This window comes from Microcystis sp. M049S2 (assembly GCF_020245625.1).
Classification (GTDB): Bacteria; Cyanobacteriota; Cyanobacteriia; order Cyanobacteriales; family Microcystaceae; genus Microcystis; species Microcystis ichthyoblabe_A.
This window is the reverse complement of record NZ_JADBUN010000141.1, coordinates 13,119-35,859: the sequence shown is the minus strand read 5'-3', so window position 1 is coordinate 35,859 and position 22,741 is coordinate 13,119. Positions and strand designations below refer to the sequence as shown.

The 22,741-nt window shown below is 43.3% G+C and carries 24 protein-coding genes and 2 pseudogenes; 21 read left to right on the top strand and 5 right to left on the bottom strand.

What is annotated here, in order from left to right; all coding sequences use genetic code 11:
* The first annotated feature begins 1 nt into the window (after position 1).
* The 18 genes and pseudogenes from IM496_RS12150 (at position 2) to IM496_RS12065 (ending at position 13,914) form a co-directional block, all read left to right on the top strand.
* The gene (locus IM496_RS12150) at positions 2-2,725 is read left to right on the top strand and encodes a formylglycine-generating enzyme family protein (protein WP_287662039.1); all 2,724 of its coding nucleotides are present in this window, start codon (positions 2-4) and stop codon (positions 2,723-2,725) included.
* Positions 2,726-3,235: 510 nt separating this feature from the next.
* The gene (locus tag IM496_RS12145) at positions 3,236-3,451 is read left to right on the top strand and encodes a hypothetical protein (protein ID WP_071846534.1); all 216 of its coding nucleotides are present in this window, start codon (positions 3,236-3,238) and stop codon (positions 3,449-3,451) included.
* Complete coding sequence (locus IM496_RS12140) at positions 3,439-3,654, top strand: DUF2283 domain-containing protein (RefSeq protein ID WP_046663375.1); 216 nt, start codon at positions 3,439-3,441, stop codon at positions 3,652-3,654. The genes IM496_RS12145 and IM496_RS12140 overlap by 13 nt, the downstream gene beginning before the upstream one ends.
* 137 nt (positions 3,655-3,791) lie before the next feature.
* A complete protein-coding gene (locus IM496_RS12135; RefSeq protein ID WP_079209363.1) occupies positions 3,792-3,971 on the top strand; it encodes a hypothetical protein in 180 nt (59 codons plus the stop codon).
* Positions 3,925-4,368, top strand: a complete 444-nt coding sequence (locus tag IM496_RS12130; RefSeq protein ID WP_287662038.1) for a hypothetical protein — start codon at positions 3,925-3,927, stop codon at positions 4,366-4,368. Before IM496_RS12135 ends, IM496_RS12130 begins: the two co-directional genes overlap by 47 nt.
* A 334-nt stretch (positions 4,369-4,702) precedes the next feature.
* The gene (locus tag IM496_RS12125; RefSeq protein ID WP_287662036.1) at positions 4,703-7,051 is read left to right on the top strand and encodes an HD family phosphohydrolase; all 2,349 of its coding nucleotides are present in this window, start codon (positions 4,703-4,705) and stop codon (positions 7,049-7,051) included.
* Positions 7,048-7,515 (top strand): annotated as a pseudogene (locus tag IM496_RS12120) (DUF29 domain-containing protein). Before IM496_RS12125 ends, IM496_RS12120 begins: the two are co-directional and overlap by 4 nt.
* Positions 7,516-7,553: 38 nt before the next feature.
* Entirely contained in the window at positions 7,554-8,201 is a 648-nt protein-coding gene (locus IM496_RS12115) for a Uma2 family endonuclease (protein ID WP_287662035.1), read from the top strand.
* Positions 8,202-8,302: 101 nt separating this feature from the next.
* Positions 8,303-8,947, top strand: coding sequence for a Uma2 family endonuclease (locus IM496_RS12110; RefSeq protein WP_194013333.1), 645 nt, complete (start codon positions 8,303-8,305; stop codon positions 8,945-8,947).
* 5 nt (positions 8,948-8,952) lie between these two features.
* On the top strand, positions 8,953-9,129 hold the full coding sequence (locus IM496_RS12105; protein ID WP_228009456.1) for a hypothetical protein: 177 nt from the start codon (positions 8,953-8,955) through the stop codon (positions 9,127-9,129).
* A gap of 2 nt (positions 9,130-9,131) precedes the next feature.
* Positions 9,132-10,379 (top strand): annotated as a pseudogene (locus IM496_RS12100) (RNA-guided endonuclease InsQ/TnpB family protein).
* A gap of 246 nt (positions 10,380-10,625) precedes the next feature.
* Positions 10,626-10,868, top strand: coding sequence for a type II toxin-antitoxin system HicB family antitoxin (locus IM496_RS12095; RefSeq protein WP_016515139.1), 243 nt, complete (start codon positions 10,626-10,628; stop codon positions 10,866-10,868).
* The gene (locus IM496_RS12090) at positions 10,865-11,077 is read left to right on the top strand and encodes a type II toxin-antitoxin system HicA family toxin (RefSeq protein ID WP_194013331.1); all 213 of its coding nucleotides are present in this window, start codon (positions 10,865-10,867) and stop codon (positions 11,075-11,077) included. Before IM496_RS12095 ends, IM496_RS12090 begins: the two co-directional genes overlap by 4 nt.
* Positions 11,078-11,226: 149 nt before the next feature.
* A complete protein-coding gene (locus tag IM496_RS12085) occupies positions 11,227-11,667 on the top strand; it encodes a DUF29 domain-containing protein (protein WP_287662034.1) in 441 nt (146 codons plus the stop codon).
* A gap of 341 nt (positions 11,668-12,008) precedes the next feature.
* Complete coding sequence (locus tag IM496_RS12080; protein ID WP_287662033.1) at positions 12,009-12,782, top strand: hypothetical protein; 774 nt, start codon at positions 12,009-12,011, stop codon at positions 12,780-12,782.
* Positions 12,783-12,992: 210 nt separating this feature from the next.
* A complete protein-coding gene (locus tag IM496_RS12075; RefSeq protein ID WP_272103288.1) occupies positions 12,993-13,268 on the top strand; it encodes a hypothetical protein in 276 nt (91 codons plus the stop codon).
* Between the two features lie 216 nt (positions 13,269-13,484).
* Positions 13,485-13,694, top strand: coding sequence for a type II toxin-antitoxin system HicB family antitoxin (locus IM496_RS12070; RefSeq protein WP_002734849.1), 210 nt, complete (start codon positions 13,485-13,487; stop codon positions 13,692-13,694).
* Positions 13,687-13,914, top strand: a complete 228-nt coding sequence (locus IM496_RS12065) for a type II toxin-antitoxin system HicA family toxin (protein ID WP_159297141.1) — start codon at positions 13,687-13,689, stop codon at positions 13,912-13,914. Before IM496_RS12070 ends, IM496_RS12065 begins: the two co-directional genes overlap by 8 nt.
* A 154-nt stretch (positions 13,915-14,068) precedes the next feature.
* Here IM496_RS12065 and IM496_RS12060 read toward each other — a convergent pair whose 3' ends face one another.
* The 4 genes from IM496_RS12060 to IM496_RS12045 all read right to left on the bottom strand — a co-directional run bounded on the left by IM496_RS12060 (position 14,069) and on the right by IM496_RS12045 (position 17,862).
* The gene (locus tag IM496_RS12060) at positions 14,069-15,016 is read right to left on the bottom strand and encodes a PRC-barrel domain-containing protein (protein ID WP_194013325.1); all 948 of its coding nucleotides are present in this window, start codon (positions 15,014-15,016) and stop codon (positions 14,069-14,071) included.
* Positions 15,017-15,280: 264 nt separating this feature from the next.
* A complete protein-coding gene (locus IM496_RS12055) occupies positions 15,281-16,540 on the bottom strand; it encodes a dihydrolipoamide acetyltransferase family protein (RefSeq protein ID WP_002777508.1) in 1,260 nt (419 codons plus the stop codon).
* A gap of 318 nt (positions 16,541-16,858) precedes the next feature.
* A complete protein-coding gene (locus IM496_RS12050) occupies positions 16,859-17,602 on the bottom strand; it encodes a DUF561 domain-containing protein (protein ID WP_194018361.1) in 744 nt (247 codons plus the stop codon).
* A 92-nt stretch (positions 17,603-17,694) separates the two neighbouring features.
* Positions 17,695-17,862 carry a hypothetical protein gene (locus tag IM496_RS12045; protein WP_002801704.1) on the bottom strand — a complete coding sequence of 56 codons (168 nt, stop codon included), beginning with the start codon at positions 17,860-17,862 and terminating at the stop codon, positions 17,695-17,697.
* A 191-nt stretch (positions 17,863-18,053) separates the two neighbouring features.
* Here IM496_RS12045 and glmU point away from each other — a divergent pair, with 191 nt between their 5' ends.
* Together glmU and IM496_RS12035 are read left to right on the top strand one after the other, a co-directional pair.
* Entirely contained in the window at positions 18,054-19,397 is a 1,344-nt protein-coding gene (gene glmU / locus IM496_RS12040; protein WP_194018362.1) for a bifunctional UDP-N-acetylglucosamine diphosphorylase/glucosamine-1-phosphate N-acetyltransferase GlmU, read from the top strand.
* A 239-nt stretch (positions 19,398-19,636) separates the two neighbouring features.
* Complete coding sequence (locus IM496_RS12035) at positions 19,637-20,218, top strand: thioredoxin family protein (RefSeq protein WP_194018327.1); 582 nt, start codon at positions 19,637-19,639, stop codon at positions 20,216-20,218.
* 169 nt (positions 20,219-20,387) lie between these two features.
* Here IM496_RS12035 and IM496_RS12030 read toward each other — a convergent pair whose 3' ends face one another.
* Positions 20,388-21,638: an FGGY-family carbohydrate kinase gene (locus IM496_RS12030; RefSeq protein WP_194016234.1), complete on the bottom strand. Its 1,251-nt coding sequence runs from the start codon at positions 21,636-21,638 to the stop codon at positions 20,388-20,390.
* A gap of 2 nt (positions 21,639-21,640) precedes the next feature.
* On the opposite strand from IM496_RS12030, the gene IM496_RS12025 reads away from it, so the two are divergent.
* Positions 21,641-22,699 carry a tocopherol cyclase family protein gene (locus IM496_RS12025; RefSeq protein WP_194016232.1) on the top strand — a complete coding sequence of 353 codons (1,059 nt, stop codon included), beginning with the start codon at positions 21,641-21,643 and terminating at the stop codon, positions 22,697-22,699.
* The last annotated feature ends 42 nt before the right edge of the window (positions 22,700-22,741 follow it).

The following is a 22,741-nucleotide window of genomic DNA, read 5'->3' as shown; positions in this document are numbered from 1 at the left end:
AATGACATCCCCCCTACTTGACCTATTTTATCAACTCAGAGACGAAGAAGGATTTCTGCTGTCTATTGAACAATATTATCGGGTGGAAAATTACCTAATTCAAAAACTCGCCAATGATTCTGATATTGCTATTCAAGAAAATCCCAACTTAGACAATCCTAAAATTAAACTTCTTTGTCAAGCTTTATGGGTTAAATCCCCGAAAGAAAAAGAAAAGTTTGATCAGGCCTGGACAGAGATGCTACAATTCCAACCAGAAATAAATATAGAAATAGCCAAAAAAACACCTATTCGTCATCCAGAAGAATCGATTAGCAAAATCATAAACCCGATGGATGATAGGGAATCTCCCTCATTAGAAATTACTCCTTCTGGGGATACACAAATATCACCGGAGACTTCATTTCCACAAATTGCCACAGCTATTGAAAAGCGAAAAAAAATCACCTCCTTAGATAATCCTGATTATTATCCTATTGGCATCGCTAAGTTACAAGAAAGTTGGCAGCAACTGCGTCCATTACCCCTAGAAAGTCCTCGACAAACTTGGGATCTAAAAGCCACGGTGATGGCAACGGCTAAACGAGGTTTTTTTGATCAAATAATTTACCAAAAGAAACAACTTTATCGCCGAGAAATTATTATTTTTATTGATTGTTCTGACTCGATGATTCCCTTTGCAGGATTTGGGCGAATAATGAAGCAAACTTGGGCAAATGTTCCCCATTTTTACTTTGATAATCTGATTAGAGACGAGGTTTTACAACAAGAAAACGGTTGGGAAAGTCAATCTTTAAGCAAAGTTCTCTCTAACTATTCTCCGGAAGTAACCAGTTGTCTAATTCTTAGTGATGCGGGTGCCGCTAGAAAACGTTATGTAGAAGAGCGCTTGAGCGCAACAGAAACCCTTATCCGACGATTTAGCCGAAGATTTAGCCGAGTCGCATGGTTAAACCCCTTACCCTATCATCGATGGTATGGGACAACTGCCTGGGATATTGCTGATTTAGCTGAAGATATACCCAATTTTTCCATGTTTGAACTAACCACAGAGGACTGGGAAAACTTGATAACATGGCTAAAAGAAGAAGCTATCCCACCCCGTCATTTTCCATTTAATCCTAATCAGTTTCAACAAGGGGATAATTGGGATGAGGATGAAGATTTTTTTAGCGCAGAAAGCCGTTTAAGATTATTTGAAAAAGAAAACGAACCAAACACCAGAGAACTAGCGAAACGAGCGGCATTTCCCCTTGGTTTATCCCCTAATTTACTTTATTATCTGCGTCAACATCAAGATAAAAATAATCAAGCTCCTTGGTATGCGATCGCTGATATTTTACTGTCCAGTTTAGTCCGCAAAATAGATCGAGAACTTTATGAAATGTCTCCCGATGTTCGTAAACTATTATTAGAAAAATTAACCCCAGAGGAACTCAAATCTCTGGCCTATCAGTTACAAACCTATATTCAGGAACAAATCGGTGATTATTGCTCACAATCGGTTTATTGGCAAAATCAACAATGGTTAGCTCTTGCCTACCTAAAACCTAGTCAAGCGGTCAATGAAATCAGACAGCTACTAGCAGAAGCTATCAAAAATAATAACCGAGTGCGTCTTGTGAGATTGACAGCTTTATTAAAAAATCTATCCGCTGCTTTAGCCGATTATGAACCCTTGTTATTGCTTAATGAACCGATTGCCGCCTATTCTAGAGGGGATTTAAACACCGTTGGCAATGTCCTTCAACTTTCCCCAGAAGACGAAGGAACCCTACAAAAACGTTTAATAGACAAAGTAGCCGCTATTGTTCCCTACGATGAAAACCTTTTCCTTTTTACCGCAGAAACGGTATTGGTTAATAAAACAGGCCAAGTTATCGAGAGAAAACCTGTTAAAGCCTATTTTTACGATGAAAACCTTCCGGAAGTTGGCAAGCGGAAAGAAGCTCAAAACTATATCCGCATGATGTATATTCCCCAAGGAGAATTCTGGATGGGAACGGAAGATGAGGAAATCGAAAGACTGCTTAAAAAATTTGGTTGGGGCGGATATAAAAGGGAAAGACCACAACGCCTAGTCAAAGTTCCCGCTTTCCATATCAGTCAAACCCCGATTACCCAAGCTCAGTGGAGAGCTATCGCCGCAACCGCTAAAATAGACATCGACCTAGAGACAAACCCCTCTCGCTTCATAGGGGATGAGCTACCCGTAGAAAGTGTCAACTGGTATGAAGCAAGGGAATTCTGTAAACGACTATCAAGGGAAACAAAACGGGAGTATCGGCTACCGAGTGAGGCAGAATGGGAGTATGCTTGTCGTGCTGGAACCACCACCCCATTCTACTTTGGGGAAACCATTACCGGGGAATTGGCTAACTACAATGCTGGCTATACCTACGCCGGGGAAGCGAAGGGAGAATATCGACAACAAACGACTCCCGTGGGACAGTTTCCCCCAAACGCTTTTAGACTGTACGATATGCACGGCAATGTCTGGGAATGGTGCGCCGATACTTGGCATGATAACTATGATGGTGCGCCGACGGATGGCAGTGCCTGGATAGAAAATGGGAATGATAATCTTTCTCCTCTGGGGGGCGGTTCTTGGTTCAACTATCCGTCTTACTGCCGTTCTGCTTACCGCAGCGACAGCCGCCCCCGCCGCGGCAACAGCAGCAGGAACGGTTTTCGGGTGGTGTGCGGTGCTGGGAGGATCCTGTAACCCTTTTTCTCTTTTTTTCCCTTTTTACCCTCATTCCCTTTTCTGGAATTTTTTGGGGCATACTATAGAACAAGTGTATTAGTTTAGGAGTTATACTAAATCTGGTTATTAGGTGTCGATCCCCCCTGCCCCCCTTGATAAGGGGGGTGTCGATCCCCCCTGCCCCCATTGATAAGGGGGGTGTCGATCCCCCCTGCCCCCCTTGATAAGGGGGGTGTCCATGAGTAGAAAACGGGTTTCTCGGAGAAACCCGTTTTCTGTGCTGAAAAAGTACGGGCGAAGCATTCGGATAGAAAATCTACGGTTTCAGCAATAGGTTATTGCCCGAATGCTTCGCCCCTACAGGATGCGGGCCGATGAAGACGCAGGGATAGGTTATACTAAATCCGGTTATTAAAGACTGATTATTTATTCCCCTTTTTGCCTTTTGCCTCTTGCATGAGTGCCTGTCTTCATAAGTAGCCTATACTCAAAGGATTTAGGATTATCACCCAGATAAAACATCCTATAATGAAAGGACAAGAAAAATTAGTCCAAGAAACCCTTAGCCAACCTGATGAAATTCGACGTAGCCGCAGTGACCCTAATGTTTATCTTTTTTATAAACTTCAACGACCAAAACGTTGGCTCTGTGCCATTATCCGAAAACTCAATGGTGATGGCTTCCTAATTACCACTTATCCCACCGATGCAATTAAAGAAGGGGAAATTTTATGGCAGAAGTAAACGTTTATTATGATCCGATGGGCAATACCTTAACCGTGTGGTTTGGCGATCGCTCTTCAGAATATCTCTGCGAAGAAACCGGCGACGAAGTTATTTTAATGAAAAATCAAAAAGGCGAAGTTATTGGTTTTGAAAAACTTAACTATAGGATTTCTGAGAACAGGAATCTGAAAATTTCCCTAGAAACCGCCACCCCTCTTTAAACAATAAAGGCGAAAAATAACACTTAAGTAGCTGGGTTATAATTAAATTAAAAATGGATTTTAAGTTCGATCCCCCCTGCCCCCCTTGATAAGGGGGGTGTCTGATAGTTTTTAACGCCTACCTACTTAATCTCTCTATGAAAATCACTCATCAAAAAGTTAACTTAAAAGCTCCCAAAACGGAGACAGCTTATTGGCGTAGTCAATCGTACCAAACGAGACTATCGGCCTTAGAAGAAATTCGTCAAGAATATCATCAATATAAATATAATGCTGAACCAAGACTTCAAAGAGTTTATACAATTGTTAAACGATAATCAAGTGCGTTATCTCGTCTTAGTCGGCTATGCCGTTGCCTTACATGGCTATCCTCGTTATACTAAAGATATTGATATTTGGATAGAAATGAGTTCGTTAAATGCCTATAATCTAATCAAAGCCTTAGAAGGGTTCGGTTTTGGTTCTTTAGGATTAACAATTGATGACTTTTTAACGCCAGATCAAGTGATACAATTAGGTTATCCTCCTAACCGTATTGATTTAATTACAACCCCCGATGGGGTAGAGTTCCAAACTTGTTACTTATCCAGAATTGAGGTTAAAATTGACGATATTATTGTTAACTTTATTGACTTAGAAAATCTTAAAAAAAACAAAAAAGCATCAGGTAGATTACAAGATTTAGCCGATTTAGAAAATCTAGAAATAGATTAGAGCTATTGATAATTTACCTCGTACCTCGTTGCAAGGGTCTCCCTTGCAACGCATTTCTAGAGGTTCTACCTCTTGCTTAACCCATCAGGAAACGGAGAAAGACCCTCCCTTGTGTAGTTCCAAACCCTTGCCTTTTGCCTCTCTCTTCCCCGACCGGCGACCGACTCCTCACCCCACCAACAAACTTTTTCAGCCAACCCTAATCTAGATACCTTTCGAGAAAAAATTTTTTTGTACAGGGAGTCCTTAAAATAGAAGAGGGAACCCAAAACCAAGTTGCTGGTATTCTTCCTCTGGGCATGGTGGCGCAGTTTATAGAATTTAGCTGGAATTTATGAATCATTTTCTGCATTCTTTCACTGTTTTTCCTGATTCTGCCCGAAAATCTCGCTCTTACTCCCTGGGTAAACTGCGACGACCCTTAATCTTCCTGTTTACCGTCGGTTGTCTGACTAGCGTGGTCGGTTATCGTTTCTATAATCAGCCGAAATTGGCCGTCGGGACTATTTCCCCGGTTACGATTATCGCCCCCGAAGATGCCCGTTTTCAAGACCAAGAAACCACCGCCCTCAAACGCCAAAAAATTCGGGCTGGACTGCTTCCCAGGCTGAAAAGAGACCCCCAAACCACCGACCAGATCGAGCGATCGCTGCGAGACACTTTAGGGCAATTAAGTCAAATTCGCCCAATTCTGCGAAGAAATTCCATTTTAATGGGCAGGACTATTTCCAACGCCACAATGGAAACGCTGCTCACCTTTTCTGCCCCTCAATGGTCAACTCTACAAAGCCGCCTCAACTATGAAGAATCTTTTACAAACCTCTTGACAAAAGAGCAGGAATATGCTGTTAGCGAAATCCAAGCCTATCGTCAGCGCGTGACGAAGGGAAGCTTTGAGCAATTTATCGATCGATTAGGGCAATTACGGCAAATAAAGGGGCAAAACAGCCAAAATTATCGGCATTCCAGCTTAAATAAACTCAAATACGCCGATCTGATCACAGTGGCCCAAATGGGCGATCGAGAGTGGCAAAACCTAGAAACAGCCATCCTGCAAGCGAGTCGCCGGATTTTGGTGCAAGGCATTCCCCCGGGGATTTCCACCAGTCACCTAGAGGATACCATCGCCGTGCAGATTAGCAGCGATCGCCTAACCGGTCGCCAGCAGCTTTTAGCCGAAAATATCCTTCTAGCGGCCCTGGAGGGAGAAGCGAACCTGATAGAAGATCGGGAGGCAACCAAAGAACAAGCCGCTAAAGCGGTGGAAGCGGTAGATATGGTCATGTCTAGCGCTCAAACCGGTCAAATTATCGTTAAAGCAGGCGAAAAAATTACTCAAGCTCAGTTTGTTCTCATCGATGGTTTTGGTTTGAGCGAACGGGGCATTAACTGGATGGGTTTAGGGTCAACGGCAATCCTTGTCACCAGTGCGATCGGGACTTTTTGCCTCGTTGCCCAGCGTCTCCATCGGCCTCTGCGTCACCGGGATTTTCTTCTCTTGGGTTTGCTAAGTTTTACCACACCGATCCTAGCGATCGCCAATATTCCCTTTACCAATCTGGCAGCCGTGGGTTTATTAGTCAGCAGTTTCTACGGCCCGACTCTGGCCGTCACCCAGGTCCTCTTAACTGCCGGTCTTTCCCTATTCAGCATCCAAGGTATCAGCGCCGATTTAATCGCCGGGACGATAGGGGGACTATTAGCGGCCATGATAGCGGCAAAATTGCGCTCCAGGGATGAATTATCGCTCCTAGGGATGGGAATCGGAGTCAGTCAAGGGGGTGTTTATCTGCTCACTTACCTAATCGTTAGCGCCACGGCCAGCACGATCATCTATACTCTACTACCCACGGCGCTCGTCTATGGTCTATCGGGGATAGCTTGGACGGTAATCGCCCTAGGATTATCCCCCTATTTGGAACGCTGTTTCGATGTGGTCACTCCCATTCGTCTGGTGGAGTTGTCCAATCCTAATTGTAGTTTGCTCAAACGTTTGGCCACGGAAGCGCCGGGGACTTTTCAACATACCCTTTTTGTCGCCTGTTTAGCTGAAGCGGCCGCCCGAAAACTGCACTGTAATGTGGAATTAATTCGCACGGGAACCCTTTATCACGATATCGGGAAAATGCACGATCCTCTCGGTTTTATTGAAAATCAAATGGGTGGCCCGAATAAACACGATGAAATTAACGATCCCTACGTCAGCGCCGAGATTATTAAAAAGCACGTTAGCGAAGGGTTAGTCATGGCCCGCAGACACGGTTTACCGCGAGTCGTCCGCGATTTTATTCCCGAACACCAAGGCAATCTCTTAATTTCCTATTTTTATCAGCAAGCTTTGCAAAAATCCGCCCAAAATGGTCAAGAATTCGTCGATGAGGCGGCCTTTCGCTACGATGGTCCGATTCCCCAATCGCGAGAAACGGCGATCGTTATGTTAGCCGATAGTAGCGAGGCCGCTTTGCGATCGCTGAAGGAGGCATCCCCAGAACAAGCCATGGATATGATCAAAAAGATTTTTCAGGCCCGATGGCGCGATCAACAATTAGTAGATAGTGGTATTCGTCAGGAGGAATTACCAATTATTGCCGAGGTTTTTGTGCAGGTTTGGCAACAATTCCACCATCAACGCATTGCCTACCCGAAAGCAGTTTTAGAAGTCTCCTCAGCCAAAAAAATATGAAAAAAGATACTTGGCTAAATCAGTTACAATTTCTATACGAACAAGATGAACATCTCTGGTTAACTGAAACAATTAAACTTCTCAAGGAAAATCGTCTAGCTGAGTTGGATATTCAACATTTAATCGAGGAGTTGGAGGCTTTAAGCAAACGGGATAAAAATCGAGTTGAGAGTTTTTTAAGACAGATAATTATTCATCTTTTGTTATGGCAATATTGGTCAGAATAATTTGAATTAAATCATCGGCATTGGCAAGGAGAAATAGCCACTTTTAGAGTTCAGCTAAATGGATATTTAAGCACAAATCTAGAAAAATATCTCCTAGATAACCAAGAAAAAATCTATCAAGATGCCGTTTTTATTGTCGGGCAAAAAACTGAAATATCTCCTCACAATTTCCCTCTAAATTGTCCCTATTCCCTTGAACAAATGCTTGATAGGCATTGGTTGCCAGATCGAAATTAGTTAAATCCCACAGGAAAAAATCAAGGATAATTACCAAAATGCTACTAATTACTCTCAACGAAAATACTTTATCTTTATCTCCGGGCAGTCAAGTTATTTTCCCTTATCAGACTTGGGAAGATTACGAAAGATTGCTGAGTTTACGTCTCCAAAAAACCTATCCCAAACTCTGTTTTAATCGCAAAACGCAAGAAATTCGGCTTATGTCTCCCCTACCAAGTCATGGCAAACGTATCAATCTTTTAAGTGATTTAGTAAAAATTATCCTTCGTCGTCAAGGCAAAGACTGGGAATGTTTTGATCCAATTACCTTGAAAATTCCGGGAGAAGCGGGAGTAGAACCAGATACCTGTTTTTATATTGATAATAGACAGGCAATTTTAGGCAAAGAGAGAATTGATTTAACTGTTGATCCTCCTCCCGATTTAGCTATAGAAGTGGATTTTACTTCTCTGACTGATGTAGGGGCTTATCAATTGCTAAAAATACCCGAATTGTGGGTTTATCGTCGGGAAGAATTAAAAATGTATCTGTTCAGAGAAGACGGTTATCAAGAAAGCGAAAATAGTCGTCTCTTTCCCGATATAAATATCAAGAAACTTTTCCCCTATTATGTTGAATTAGGCTGGAATCAAGGTTCTAGTATTGCTTTACGTCAGTTTGAAGCTTTAGAGAATTTTAGTTAAAACACTTTTTGTATAAAAGTGAGCTTAATCCCCCCTGCCCCCCTTAATAAGGGGGGTGCCGATAGGCGGGCGGATCTGACAATCCAAAAATAATTATCAAAATGCTACTAATTACTCTCAACGAAAATACTTTATCTTTATCTCCGGGCAGTCAAGTTATTTTTCCGCATCAGACTTGGGAAGATTACGAAAGATTGCTGAGTTTACGTCTCCAGAAAACCTATCCCAAACTCTATTTTAATCGCAAAACTCAAGAAATTCGGCTTATGTCTCCCCTACCAAGTCATGGCAATCGTGTTGATACATTAAGGGATTTAGTAAAAATTATCCTCCGTCGTCAAGGTAAAGACTGGCAATGTTTTGATCCAATTACCTTGAAAATTCCGGGAGAAGCGGGAGTAGAGCCAGATACTTGTTTTTATATTGATAATAGACAGGCAATTTTAGGCAAAGAGAGAATTGATTTAACTGTTGATACTCCTCCCGATTTAGCCATAAAAGTGGACTTTACTTCTCTGACTGATGTAGAGGCTTATCAATTGCTAAAAATACCCGAATTGTGGGTTTATCGTCGGGAAGAATTAAAAATATATCTGTTCAGAGAAGACGGCTATCAAGAAAGCGAAAATAGTCGTCTCTTTCCCGATATAAATATCAAGAAACTTTTTCCCTATTATGTAGAATTAGGCTGGAACCAAGGTTCTAGTCTTGCTTTACGTCAGCCAGATTTGGGACTAATTATCTAGAAATCTTGTTAAAAGAACTAGATAAAAAACTGGAGATTGTCAATCAGAGTGAGGATAAGCAAGATGAGTTGATGTCAGATTTAATAGCCATTATAACCTCTTTTTTTTCTCGAATTTACGGATTAAGAAGGTCGAAAAGAAAGACAGAAAAGATTATAGCTGAGTTAAAAGACAACGGATAATAATGTTAGTAGCCGAAAGACACATTATCAAGAAAGGACATCGATTTTGGGCTGAGATAGATAATTTATCTTGGCAGTCTAAAAATCTTTACAACTCAGCCAATTATTTAATCCGACAAAACTTCATTTATGGCCACGGCTATTTGACCTATAATCAGATGGCCTCTCTCATGAAAGATACAGAACAGTATCAAGCTTTACCCGCTAAAGTTTCCCAACAAGTTTTAAGAGGATTAGACCGGAACTGGCAATCATTTTTTGCCGCTTCATCCGAGTTTAAAAGTCACCCCGATAAATTTCTGGGAAAACCCAAAATCCCTGGCTATAAGGAGCCAAAAAAAGGACGAAATCTCTTAGTTTACACGATTCAAGCTATAAGCAAAGTAGGTCTTAGGGAAGGATTGGTCAAACTATCCCTTCGACGTAGCTCAGGGCAAGCAGGGACTTCAATTGCCTTGCCGACGAGAGTAGCGGAGCGCATAGCAGAAGTCAGAATAGTTCCTAAATGTGATTGTTATGTAATCGAGGTAATTTATGAGAAAACCTAACAGTTCTTAGCTCCTAATGAAAAGATAGCTGCGATAGATTTAGGCATAGATAATTTGATGGCTGTAACTTCAAATCAACCGGACTTTAGCCCTTTGTTGATTAATGGCAGACCGTTAAAAAGTCTAAATCAATTTTATAACCAACGTCGAGCTAAGTTACAATCTCTGTTAAAAGGCAATCGTCAAAGTTCCCAGAGGATTCGCCGTTTAACTCGCTGTCGAAATCAGAAAGTAGATGATTATCTTCATAAGGCTAGTCGTTATTTAGTTAAGCTTTTAGTTGACCAACGAATTACTACTTTAGTTATTGGTAATAATCCAGGGTGGAAACAAGAGGTAAACTTAGGGAAAGTCAATAATAAAAAGTTGGTAACTATTCCTCACCGTCGTTTGATTGAGATGATTAGTTATCAATGTCAGTTAATAGGAATTAAAGTGATTATTCAAGAAGAATCCTATACCTCTGTTGCTAATTTTTTAAATTTAGATCCGCTACCAGTGTATGGAGAAACAACTGAAAGTCCAGTGTTTTCAGGAAAAAGAATTTCGCGAGGATTATATCGCACAGATAAGGGGATTCTGGTTCAATCTGATGTCATGGGTTCCTACAACATTTTGCGAAAAGCATTCCCAAATGCGTTTAACCGCTATGGGATAGAGAGGTGCGTAGTTCATCCAAGGAGAATTAATCTCTCGAAGTAAAAGTGAAGGGAATTTCTGAAATGGAATTCAGTCTGTCTATATTTGACTATACTTTTACTAACTATATATGTTGTTGTGGGACGGAGTGATATACAGAAAGTTGACCTATAGCGTTACTCTGGAGACTGTTATGCAGAAAGTTTCCGTACAATATGTAGTTATTCAAAGAGTCAGAGTTACATAGCTAGACTCATCCAAAGTTAATGATAAGATTGGGACATACACGGAAATGCAAGATCTACTCCTATGTTCTACAAACTTCCACTTTTGCTTACTCCTCAACCAGAAGGAGGATTTACAGTAACTTGCCCTCTTCTACCTGAACTAATCACAGAGGCGGATTCTTTGGAAGAGGTTCTGGAAAATGCAAAGGATGCCTTTGAGGCAGTTTTGGAAACTTATCAAGATTTAGGCAAAAAACTTCCAGTCAACTTGCAAGCCTTTAATCAGGAGTCACCTGCCCTAGTAGAAGCAATTATTTCTGCATGAGATACAAAGAAGTAGCTCAAAAACTTAGGAGGCTTGGCTGTGAAGAAATACAGAGAAAGTCAAAAGAATCACATAGAAAATGGCTGAATCTCTCTAATCAAAATGTAGCAGTAATTCCTGATTGGGGTAGCAAAGACTTAAAGATCGGAACACTTAAGGCAACCATAAAACAGCTAGGCATAGAGTGGAGTGCCTTTGAAGAGGCATAACAAGTCACTACATCCGATCATAAGCTAAACTACTGCTATCATCCAAAGTTAACGGTAATCAGCTATGATTAAAAAAACGCTGGATCGTTAACTTAACAGAATTAACCCCACAATCCCACCCGAAAAGCTTGAAAAACGGGGAACCGGTTATGCCAACCACCTACGATTGCGATTTAATTCTCTGGGCCCAGGATACGGCTCAACTTTTGCGGGAACAACGCTGGGATGCCATTGACTGGGAGCATTTAATCGAGGAAATCGAGGGTTTGGGGAAAAGTGAACGCAGTGCGATTGGTTCTCAAATGGAGCGAATTTTGCTTCATCTGCTCAAGTGGCAATATCAACCCCAACGGCACTCCGATAGTTGGCTGGATGCCATCAATGATGGGCGATCGCAAATTCGTCGCAAATTAGAGGATAGTCCCAGTTTACGCGGTTATCCCGCGCAAATTTTGGATAAGGAATACACCAGAGCGCGTCGAGAAGCCGCCAGACAAACAGGTTTAGTCCTCAGCATTTTTCCCGAGTTTTGTCCCTATACTATCGCGCAGGTGATCGAAGATTGGTTGCCCGGTGATAGCCTTGATTAAAGGTTAAATAATCCTAAATCCGGTTATTAAAGACTGATTATTTATTCTCCCTTTTTGCCTTTTGCATGAGCAGAAAACGGGTTTCTCCGAGAAACCCGTTTTCTGTGCGTTACTCAACCGATTTAGTATTATGTGACAGTTGAGGGTGCGGAATGTGGGATTGATCGCCCATTTTCAGACCAAAACTCGAAGTATAAGCAGATTAAATATTACTACCTATTGACAAATGAGTATATATGTTGTAAGACGGGGTGATATACAGGAAGTTGACCCCTATCGTTGCTCTGGAGACTGTTATGCAGAAAGTTTCTGTATAATATGTAGTTATACCGATTAGAGCCATGACCAGAGAAAGCCAAAAACTTTACGAGCTAAACGTAGTCAAGCTATTTCGTGATGCAGGAGGATTGAGCCACTACGCAGAACTGCACGTGCCAGATCACCTGGAAAGACCCGATATCATAGCAAGAATTGATTCTATTACGATTGGAATCGAAATCAGGAATCTATTCAATGACGAGAAAGAGGGGTCTGGCAGTCGCGAACGTAAGCGTCGTGGCATATATGAATCTGTAGTTAAAACTTGTTCCCACATTCATTCAAGGCGTAGCGACAAATGGATTGATGTCCAGGTATCCTTTAGCAGTTATCGTGATGCTGACCTGATCGCAAGGCGAGAAAGAAAAATAGCTGAGATGCTAGTGAAATTGGTTGAGAAGTATGATCCTAAAATTGGAGATTATTTCACCTTGCGTGCTGAAAAGTTGTGGGGGCCGGATTGGCCTGAAGAAATCGACTATGTTTGCGTAATGCGACTTGAAGGGGATCACCCCCCTCATTGGAGTTACACAGATAGCTTTTGGGTCGGTGAAACAACAGACGAACTAATACAGAATGCGCTTGACGACAAAGAACGGAATATTCTGAAATGGCGTGATGGATTTGATGAGGCATTGCTTTTACTTGTCTTAGATGGCAGCGTCGGCGCAAGTATGCTTCGCCCGCATGAGCAGTTGATGAATAATGAGTATCTAAGCTCTTTTGATCGAGCCTGCGTCATGGAGTTCGATGGGAAGAGTTACAGAGAACTGCGTCTGCGAAGAGCTAAGGTATAACGCACTGCGATCGCAATCTTGTAGGGTGCGTTCCCTAAGACAACTTCTGGCGCTCCAGCGATCGATTTTGGGGAACGCACCATGCACATTGATTGAAACTGTGAGTCTAAGTGCGATGCAGCCTTTGTGGTCCCAGTTGAGAAATGTTAGCGAAGATTGCCAATGTTTAGGTTAAAATAGAGGGGCAAAAGTTGCAACGGGGTCAGGACAATGACAGTTAATCAACTCCGCTACAGCAAAGAAGAATTCGCCCGACGTGGTAATGAGATTTATGAATCTCAGGTGCGCCCCCAAGTCGAGGAAGGCAATCATGGGAAGATTGTAGCCATAGATATTGAAACAGGGGCTTTTGAAGTAGCAAAAGACAGCCTCACAGCTTCCGATCAACTTTTAGCCCGATTGACCTATGCTCAAATTTGGTTCGTAAGAATCGGACATCGAGCAGTTCATCGAGTCGGTTTGATTGGGGCAAATTTATTTCAATGATTAATCAACTCTACGCTTGTTTTTGCACAATCTTCTCACTCAATTCTAGGAAGGTGGGACAATATTGGATTAATTACTAATAACTTAATATCTTATAGAGTTTTTCAAAAAGCTTGAGTTGGGTCAATGATCAGGAAACCCAACTATTTTCTAACCAAACGATTAGGAAACAGTTATGTTATGATTTTCAGAGTAAGCCGGAGATGATAAGACACCATGAAAAATCGCATCTTTACTGTTATTTTGTACAAAGAAGATAATATGTACATTGCTGAATGTCCAGAAGTTGGCACAGTAGATCAAGGAGAAACAATTGAGCAGGCGATTGCTGGATTGAAAGAAGCCACACGGCTTTACCTAGAGGAATTTACCTTACCAGAAACATCCCCTAGATTTGTGACCAGTATTGAGGTTAGTTATGCCTAAGCTGCCACGAATCTCTAGTGGGGAGGCAATTAGATCTCTTGAACGCTTAGGCTTCGAGCAAGTTCGTCAAACAGGTAGCCATGTTGTGATGAAGAAAGAAACCGAAGAGGGCAAAATCGGTTGTGTTGTCCCTGTACATCAGGAATTGAAGGTTGGTACATTAAGTGGAATTCTGAAACAAGCCCAAGTCACAGTTGAAGAGTTCATTGAAAATCTGTAGAGTCTGACAAATCACTGCACTCGACGTGATACCAAATACCAAAAGTATTTAGTCCCCCCAGAGAACCCCCTTGAGCCACATAGCACACTTTTCTTTTTTTGTCAAATTTTATGTTAAGAAAGATGTAACTAATGGATAGGGGGATGACCAAAGATTAACCGTCTTCGTATTCGGGGATTCTCTCTTTTTTCTTCTCGGTGATATTGATGCGGGGGGGATTGTAATCTGGTTCCACGTCATCATCCCACATATCATCCTCGGCCTTATCTTCGTAATCGTCGTACTGAGGACGAGAAAAGCTTTCTGCGCGTTCTGAGCGAGCTTCTCCCCAGTTATCTTCCTCTTCCTCGTATTCTTCCTCATAATAACGAGCTTCGGCCCGTTTTTGCGGTGGGGGAGTGGCGCGCAGGGGTTCTTTTTCCCATTCGTCTTCACTCCAGCGTTCCTCAACGGGTTTAGCGGCCTCAACGGGGGTGCGGAGGGGAATACCCGTACCTAACTGATTTTCTGGACGAGCAGCGGGAGTATAATAAGCTTCTTCCTCTTCTCTTTCCCAGGGGGGACGACCAATACCCAAACGTTCCAAAACCCCCACACTAACCTGCGTGAGACGTTCTTCGGCCCCTTCAAAGACAATTAAGCGATTCGGACCGCTGCTAACCACTTCTTCAATGGCAATTTCGTAGGTACTGATCAATTGTTCGGGGATCAGAGGCAATCCCAGGGAAGCAATGACAATGGAATGTAATTGACCACTAAGGGGATCAAATTGATAATCGCGGACTTTGCCTAAAGGTTCGCCGGTTTCCGTGATCACGTCACTACCGATTAAGGGAGTATAAGCATCGATATCGACGGATTCCAAGACGTTATCATCTTCAACGAGAACCACGTCTCCCGTCTGACTGATGCTCGATAAATACATATATTGAGGCATTCCCGACAGGGAGAGGATATTATCGCGGAGTCCCAGGGCAACCACTTCTCGTTGATCGATATCTACAAGAATATCTTTAACAACGCCGAGTTTTTTGCCTGTATTGCGAGTGATAACCTGTGTATTTAAAAATTCTGAACGTAAGCGACTATTCTCTGTGATCATTTTTTCCTATGGGTAGGCGTTAGGGCGTGGGAATACGAATTATTGTAGGCTTAATATATAGGGCGAAATCGAGTGTTAACTTACCGATATTAGCTTAGATCTTAAAGTTCCCTGAGATTAACACTTTTTTTGGCCTTGTTTGGGCGATAGTTTCGGGTGATAGATAAGGTTAAACCTATTTTAGCTAATTCTTTACATTTTTTTAGTAACAACAAAGCAGGAGCTAGAGAGAAACTCCCTTGACTCCTGCTGTCTAGATTCTGATTACATAGTTAAAGACTGCACCTCAGTTTCGATCAGTTTAGCTAAGTCTTGCAAGAAGGAGGCAGCATCGGCCCCGTAGATGACTCGGTGGTCACTGGTGAGATTAACCGTCATCTGTTTTTGCACTCCGAATAAACCATCTTTATTGACGACGATTTGGGGACGGGAAGCACCCACGGCTAGGATCGCGCCTTGGTTGGGGGGTAAGATAGCCGTAAAGCGATCGACTCCGAACATTCCCAGATTAGAAATGGTAAAAGTACCGCTATTGTATTCTTCCGGTTGCAGTTGTTTACTGCGGGCGCGATCGACTAAATCTTTCCAACTGCGGGAGAGGGAATAGATATCCATCTGGTTAGCAGAGCGCAAAACCGGCGTAATTAAGCCACCATCGGGCATAGCTACGGCGACAGCGACGTTAATCGCCCCGTGGTATTGAATTCCTGCGTCGCTATAGCTGGCATTAACTATAGGATGTTTAGCGAGGGTGTTGGCTACTGCTTTTGCTAACAGGGCCGTCATGGTGACACCCTTGGATTTTAGCTGTTGATAGAGTTGATCCAGTGGGTCAGTGGTGATAGTGTAGCCCACTTGGAAGGTGGGAACCTGTAGGCTAACCGACATATTCTGGGCGACGGCTTTTTGCAGAGTGGTGAGGGGAACAGTCCGACCGACCGGGGCGCTGGTTGGAATCGGGGCTTTAGGAGCCGCTACAGGCACGCTGACGGGTTGCGGAGGAGTAATGACGGGAGCGGGGGCGGTGCTGACTTTTCCTGTCGCTTTTTCTACGTCTTCGGCGGTAATTCGTCCGTGGGGACCGCTACCCACTAGGGTTTTCAGATCCACCTTTAATTCTTTAGCCAGTTTTTTGGCTCTGGGAGAGGCGACTAAACGGCCATTATCTTTAACGGCGGCGACGGGGATCGAAACGGGAGGCGGAGCGATTTCTGGGGTCTCTAGGGGCTTGCTAGGGGCGACTGCGGCGGTTTTTCCCTGAGCTTTGGCCAGTTCAATTTCCTCTTCAGTTTCGGCAATATAGGCGATCGCTTCCCCCACGGGTGCTTCCTGGCCAGCTTCGACTAAAATTACAGCGAGATAGCCATCATAAAACGATTCCACGTCCATGTCGGCTTTGTCGGATTCGACCACTAACACCGTTTCCCCTTTGCTGACTTTTTCCCCGGGGGACTTCACCCAAGAAACTATTTTTCCTTCGGTCATGGTGGAACTGAGCGCGGGCATGAAGATATCTCGAATCATGGTGGAGTGCTTCTATCTCTAATGTTTTGAGCCATAGCGCATTTTACCACAGTTGATGGGGTTGGGGGTGTGGGGAAGTGGGAAGTGGGGTGTGGGGTGTGGGGTGTGGGGTGTGGGGTGTGGGGGGTGGGGTGTGGGGTGTGGGGTGTGGGGTGTGGGGAAGTGGGAAGAATAAATAAAATAATCTACTGAATCCTGAATCCTGCCTCCTGACTCCTGACTCCTGACTCCTGAATCCCGAATACTGATAACTGGTGACAGAGGGAAAAAGAGAAGGGGCCGTTTTCCCTTCTCTGCCGTATCTAGACAAAAATTGTTCTAGTTGCCAATATGGACCGGTTGTGCTTGCAGAGATTCGACTAAACCGCGCACGGCTGCCACCATAGCCACTTCATTATCCAATTGATTGATCGCCGAACCAACACCGATACCGGCCGCTCCGGCAGCGATCGCCATAGGTGCGGTAACGCTGGATAAACCGGAAGCGCAGAGGACGGGAACTTTAACCGCATGGGAAATAGCGTGGGCTGCCGCTAAAGTCGGGGCGGCTTTTTCAATCAGTCCCAAAATACCGGCGTGACGGGGTTGACTGCTAGTGCCGCCTTCGGTTTGAATGATATCGGCACCCTGACTAACTAAAGCTTCTGCTAGTCTCACCTGTTCATCGAGGGGTAGGAAATGGGGAACTGTCACAGACAGGGTAATTTCGGGCAGTAAGTCGCGAGTTTGACGGGTTAGGGCTAAAACTTCCGCCGCCTCAAAAATGCGTCCTTGGGCATAAAAACTATCGAAATTACCGATCTCAATTAAATCGGCTCCCGCGTCCACTGCCATCACCAATAATTCTGGCTCGACGGCCGATACACATACGGGTAAATTTGTCAAGGCTTTTACCGCCCGAATTAGGTCAGCATTAGCGGCAATATCGACAAAAGTTGCTCCTCCGGCTGTAGCGGCTTTAACTACTGAGAGAACCTGCGGGCGATCGAAATTATTTAACCCACTAATCACTTTCAGGGCATGACGACGGGCGAAGGCTTGCTGTAAGGCAAAATTGATCATTAATCTACACCTATCTGGAATTCTCAAAAAACATTTTCCCACCTTCTCGCTAGTAAGAGGGTGGGATTTGAGAATTCTTAGGGAAATTTTCTTTAATTTAGGTTTTGATTCTCTTGGTTTTTGCGCTTGAGGTTTTGCAGTTGTTGCAGCAGTACCTCGATTTCCGCTTCTAGATGCAGGTATTTCACCTGTTGGTCAGCTTGGTAGGTGGTGCGAATCTGTTTCATGGCGGAGGATTCCTTAGTTAGTACAGTTGTCATAGCGGTATCTATAGAGTGCTAATTATGTTCAATTGTTTCAATTTGTATATAGTACCTTAACAATGTCTTAAAGAAAACCTTTTTATGGTAGTTTCTCAACTGGCACAGGATGAAAGAGGGAAAAAATTCTTGCACCCAAAGGGATCGGAGTGCGATATACTCGGTCGCGAACGATATTGGCAAGCATGACCATGGTAGCGGTAGCAATTTTAGCGGCGGGTAAGGGAACCCGAATGAAGTCCAGTCTTCCGAAAGTTTTACATCCCCTCGGCAGTCGATCGCTAGTGGAACGGGTGCTTAATGTCAGCGAATCCTTACATCCCAGGCGAAAACTGGTAATTATCGGTTATCAAGGGCAACAGGTGCGAAATACTCTACAGCATCTTGAGGATATCGAATTTGTCGAACAAAAGGAACAGTTAGGCACCGGCCATGCTATTAAGCAGTTAATCCCCCATTTAGAGGACTTTCAAGGGGATTTGTTGGTCTTAAATGGCGATGTTCCCCTGTTGCGTCCCGAAACGTTGCAAAATCTTCTCCAGATTCATCAAGACCATGGTAACGCCGCCACCCTATTAACTGCTAACCTTCCTAATCCGAAAGGTTACGGTCGGGTTTTTTGTGATGGCAATAATCTCGTTAAGCAGATTGTGGAAGAAAGAGACTGTAACGATGGCCAAAGACAAAACCACCAGGTTAATGGGGGTATATACTGCTTTAATTGGTCAAAATTAGCGGTGATACTGCCTAATTTAACGCCCAATAACGATCAGGGTGAGTATTATCTCACGGATGTGGTCAATTTTCTCGATCCCGTCATGGCTGTGGATGTGGAGGATTGTTTAGAAATTAGCGGCATTAATGATCGCAAACAATTGGCCGCCGCCTATGATATCCTGCAAACTAGAGTCAAAGATGATTGGATGGCCGCCGGAGTCACCATAATTGACCCCGATAGTGTCACCATTGAGGATACTGTCACCCTCAGTCCCGATGTGATTATCGAACCCCAAACCCATCTGCGCGGTGAGACGATCATCGCTTCTGGTTGTCGTATAGGTCCGGGGAGTTTAATCGAAAATAGTCGCATAGGCAGCGATGTAACCGTCTTATTTTCGGTTATTTCTGATAGTCAGGTGGATTCTGGTTGTCGCATCGGTCCCTATGCTCATTTGCGCGGAGAAGCGAAAATTGGGGCTAATTGTCGAGTCGGTAATTTTGTTGAAATTAAAAAAAGTGACATCGGCAATAAAACCAATATTGCCCATTTATCCTATCTGGGAGATGCCACTTTAGGGGAAAAAGTTAACGTTGGCGCAGGAACAATTACTGCTAATTACGATGGCGTTAAAAAACACCAAACGATGATCGGCAGTGGCACAAAAACTGGGGCAAATAGTGTTTTAGTGGCTCCTCTAGAGTTAGGAAAAAATGTCACCGTGGCTGCGGGTTCAACTATTACTAAAAATGTCCCCGATAACGCTTTAGTTATTGCTCGGGAACGTCAGCGTGTGGTCGAAAATTGGTCAAATTAGTTTCAGTAGGTTATGACAGTTATCAGTTATCAGTTACCAGTTATCAGTTATCAGTTATCAGTTATCAGTTATCAGTTATCAGTTATCAGTTATCAGTTATCAGTTATCAGTTATCAGTTATCAGTTATCAGTTCACTGATTACTGTTTGCTGATACTGATTAAGGCGTTAAATTTGCGCGATGAAGCATGAAATGCTATAAAAATCTCAGTCCTCCCTATAGAAAAGAGTAGAAACTTTATGGCACGCACCGAGTCCACAATGTTAGATTTGGGGACAAAAGCTCCCAGTTTTGCCTTACCCGATGTGGTTTCGGGTGAAACTATTTCTCTGGACAGCTTTGCGGCTAAAACCGCTCTGTTAGTCATCTTCCTCTGTGAACATTGTCCCTTTGTTAAACACATTCAAGAAGAACTTACCCGTCTAGGTCGCGATTATGCTAACACCAATCTGGGCATCCTAGCCATTAGTTCTAATGACGTGGAGAAATATCCCGATGATTCGCCCGAAAATTTGAAAAAAATGGCGATAACTCTTGACTTTAAATTCAATTTATGCTATGACGAAAGCCAAGAAGTGGCGAAAGCTTACACGGCAGCCTGTACTCCCGATTTTTTCCTCTTTGATAGTCAGCGCATTCTAGTCTATCGCGGTCAATTGGATGATAGTCGCCCCAGTAATGGAATACCAGTCACAGGCAAAGATATCCGGGCCGCTATTGACAAGGTTTTAAGCGGTCAACCGGTGCCGACGGAGCAAAAACCCAGTTTAGGCTGTAATATCAAATGGAAACCGGGTAATGAGCCACCCTATTACGGTTAATTAACGAAGGGTGTAGGGTGTGGGGAAGTGGGGAAGTGGGGAAGTGGGGAAGCTGTCTCATCACCCTATCGCCCCAAAACCGTATCACCCTATCTCCTATCTCCTAACGACCGACGACCGACTCCTAACCCCACCAACAAACTTTTTGCCGCAAACCCTACTTATGAGACTATTTCAATAGCGTAACCGATTGCTGGGCTAATAGGGCAGTACCATAGGCCGCTTGCTCCTGTTGAGATAAAAGCACAGGAACCCCTAAATGACGCTGACGAATTATTCTCCAAGTCGGATTTTTTGCCCCACCACCGGCACTATCAACTCGCTCTAATTTATTGGCTCCCAATTCCTGTAAACGCTGATAACCTAAAGCTTCAATGCGGGCAATACTTTCTAGTAAACCATGCAAAAATTCTAGAGGATTATCGGGGCGAGGAGTCAGTTTTGCGGGTAAAAAAGGATCATTAATGGGAAAGCGCTCGCCCGCTTTTAGTAGAGGATAATAATCTAAATTACTTTCTTTTTCTCCATCTATTGCTAAACTATAATTTCTCAATTCTTCATGAGAAAAAAACTTCTTTAACACCGCTCCTCCCGTATTAGATGCCCCACCAGTTAACCACAAATTTCCTAAACGATGACTATAGATGCCATAGTTACTATCATCAACTTTCTGGCTACTTAATAATTTTAAAACTAAAGTTGAACCTAAAGATGTCACTGCAGCCCCCAAAGAATTAGCACCACTGGCTAAAAATGCCGCTATACTGTCGGTGGTTCCCGTATAAATTAAACAATCTTTCGGGATAGCAAAACGAGTCACTAAATCCGGTTTAATAGTATCGATCGCTGTACCCGGGGCAAAAATTTCCGGTAGCAAATTAAACATCGGTAAATTCTCTAACCAATCGGGATAACAGAGATTTTCGAGATCATAACCTAACTTTAAGGCATTGTGATAATCACTAATTCCCAGTTTACCGTGCAGCAGAAATGCTAACCAGTCCGCTTGCGAGAGAAAATAACGCGCTTGGGAAAAAATTTCTTGCTGACTCCACCAAAGTAATTTGGCTAAACTAGAGGTGGCACTAATTACGGGATGGTGAGGGGGTGCTATAGCTTTAATTGCTTCTAAAAAGGCAATTCCTCGCCCGTCATTGTATAATATTGCCTGAGAAAGAGGATTACCCCAATTATCACATAATAACACCGTCGAGGAAGTACCATTAATCGCGATCGATTTAAGTTCTGAACGCACCGAATCCCCTAGATTATCCAATAAATAAAATAGGGCCTTTTGCCAATCCTGAAAATTGGCATTAGTGAAGGGATAATGAACCTCAGCGACGATATTTTTGCTAGAATCAATAGCAATCGCTCGCGCTCCCGACGTGCCAAAATCAATACCTAAAGATAAACCCATTGATGTCTTCACAACCCCCTCATTCTGGCTACCATTGGGATGGTATCACTCCCCGATTCTTTGAAGGTTGGTACTTCCGAGTCATGATTCCGCAATTAGCCGACGGATTCGCCTTTATGTATTCTATTCAAGACCCAAGCGGCGGTCAAGTCAATAGCGGCGGAGCGGTACAAATTTTAGCCATAGAATCTAATTATCTTTGTCGCACTTTTCCCGATACGGATAAATTTTGGGCAAGTCGTCAGGAATTAGCCATTATCCATTGGGGAAAAACTAACTTAAAAATCCGTCCCTGTCTCCTTTCCCCGTCAGATTTTTTTGAGTCTGTTCAAGAGGGTTATCAAGCAACGGCAAACCAGCAGCAAGGACGAATTTATGATCCCGTCACTGGAGAAATCTGTCAATGGGATTATCGCGTTGAAACTAGGTACAGTTGGGGAGATAACAAGCGTCCACCCCAAGCAACAGCAGGAATATTATCTTATTTACCGATTTTTGACCCGGGTTGGCAGATTTTAACTTCTCATGGTTTAGCAACGGGAATGATTACCTATGGGGGAAAAAATTACCCATTTGAGAATGTACCTTTTTATAGCGAGAAAAATTGGGGCTATTCTTTCCCCGAAAAGTGGTTTTGGATTAATTGTAATGCTTTCCCTGAAAATCCCGATTTAACCTTAACCGCAGTGGGTTCTACCCGGAAAGTTCTCCACTGGACGGAATCGGTGGGAATTATCGGTATTCACTGGCAAAATCGCTTTTATAAGTTTGATATCTGGAATTCTCAACTAACTTGGACAGTGCAACCCTGGGGATATTGGGAAATGAGGGCAACTAACGAGAATTATACCATTGTCTTAATCGGGATCAGTGATCATCCTCCCGATCGCGTGCGTGTACCCACGGAAAAAGGTCTCTGTTTTGCTTGTCAAGATACCCTCAAAGGTAAATTATCGATAAAATTGGCTGATAGTCGTGGTAAAACCCTTATAAATGCCTCTAGTCGTCTAGCTGGTCTCGAAATTGGCGGTATTTGGCCATCAGCTTGGATTAAACAGTGATTTAAATCACCATTACGAGGGGAGAATATCCAGTTATCTGGC

Excerpts from the sequence above, each read along its gene's own strand:
- IM496_RS12150 (WP_287662039.1), top strand. The coding sequence starts at position 2 with ATGACATCCCCCCTACTTGACCTATTTTATCAACTCAGAGACGAAGAA.
- IM496_RS12145 (WP_071846534.1), top strand. The coding sequence starts at position 3,236 with ATGAAAGGACAAGAAAAATTAGTCCAAGAAACCCTTAGCCAACCTGAT.
- IM496_RS12140 (WP_046663375.1), top strand. The coding sequence starts at position 3,439 with ATGGCAGAAGTAAACGTTTATTATGATCCGATGGGCAATACCTTAACC.
- IM496_RS12135 (WP_079209363.1), top strand. The coding sequence starts at position 3,792 with ATGAAAATCACTCATCAAAAAGTTAACTTAAAAGCTCCCAAAACGGAG.
- IM496_RS12130 (WP_287662038.1), top strand. The coding sequence starts at position 3,925 with ATGCTGAACCAAGACTTCAAAGAGTTTATACAATTGTTAAACGATAAT.
- IM496_RS12125 (WP_287662036.1), top strand. The coding sequence starts at position 4,703 with ATGAATCATTTTCTGCATTCTTTCACTGTTTTTCCTGATTCTGCCCGA.
- IM496_RS12115 (WP_287662035.1), top strand. The coding sequence starts at position 7,554 with ATGCTACTAATTACTCTCAACGAAAATACTTTATCTTTATCTCCGGGC.
- IM496_RS12110 (WP_194013333.1), top strand. The coding sequence starts at position 8,303 with ATGCTACTAATTACTCTCAACGAAAATACTTTATCTTTATCTCCGGGC.
- IM496_RS12095 (WP_016515139.1), top strand. The coding sequence starts at position 10,626 with ATGTTCTACAAACTTCCACTTTTGCTTACTCCTCAACCAGAAGGAGGA.
- IM496_RS12090 (WP_194013331.1), top strand. The coding sequence starts at position 10,865 with ATGAGATACAAAGAAGTAGCTCAAAAACTTAGGAGGCTTGGCTGTGAA.
- IM496_RS12085 (WP_287662034.1), top strand. The coding sequence starts at position 11,227 with ATGCCAACCACCTACGATTGCGATTTAATTCTCTGGGCCCAGGATACG.
- IM496_RS12080 (WP_287662033.1), top strand. The coding sequence starts at position 12,009 with ATGACCAGAGAAAGCCAAAAACTTTACGAGCTAAACGTAGTCAAGCTA.
- IM496_RS12075 (WP_272103288.1), top strand. The coding sequence starts at position 12,993 with ATGACAGTTAATCAACTCCGCTACAGCAAAGAAGAATTCGCCCGACGT.
- IM496_RS12070 (WP_002734849.1), top strand. The coding sequence starts at position 13,485 with ATGAAAAATCGCATCTTTACTGTTATTTTGTACAAAGAAGATAATATG.
- IM496_RS12065 (WP_159297141.1), top strand. The coding sequence starts at position 13,687 with ATGCCTAAGCTGCCACGAATCTCTAGTGGGGAGGCAATTAGATCTCTT.
- IM496_RS12060 (WP_194013325.1), bottom strand. The coding sequence starts at position 15,016 with ATGATCACAGAGAATAGTCGCTTACGTTCAGAATTTTTAAATACACAG.
- IM496_RS12055 (WP_002777508.1), bottom strand. The coding sequence starts at position 16,540 with ATGATTCGAGATATCTTCATGCCCGCGCTCAGTTCCACCATGACCGAA.
- IM496_RS12050 (WP_194018361.1), bottom strand. The coding sequence starts at position 17,602 with ATGATCAATTTTGCCTTACAGCAAGCCTTCGCCCGTCGTCATGCCCTG.
- IM496_RS12045 (WP_002801704.1), bottom strand. The coding sequence starts at position 17,862 with ATGACAACTGTACTAACTAAGGAATCCTCCGCCATGAAACAGATTCGC.
- glmU (WP_194018362.1), top strand. The coding sequence starts at position 18,054 with ATGGTAGCGGTAGCAATTTTAGCGGCGGGTAAGGGAACCCGAATGAAG.
- IM496_RS12035 (WP_194018327.1), top strand. The coding sequence starts at position 19,637 with ATGGCACGCACCGAGTCCACAATGTTAGATTTGGGGACAAAAGCTCCC.
- IM496_RS12030 (WP_194016234.1), bottom strand. The coding sequence starts at position 21,638 with ATGGGTTTATCTTTAGGTATTGATTTTGGCACGTCGGGAGCGCGAGCG.
- IM496_RS12025 (WP_194016232.1), top strand. The coding sequence starts at position 21,641 with ATGTCTTCACAACCCCCTCATTCTGGCTACCATTGGGATGGTATCACT.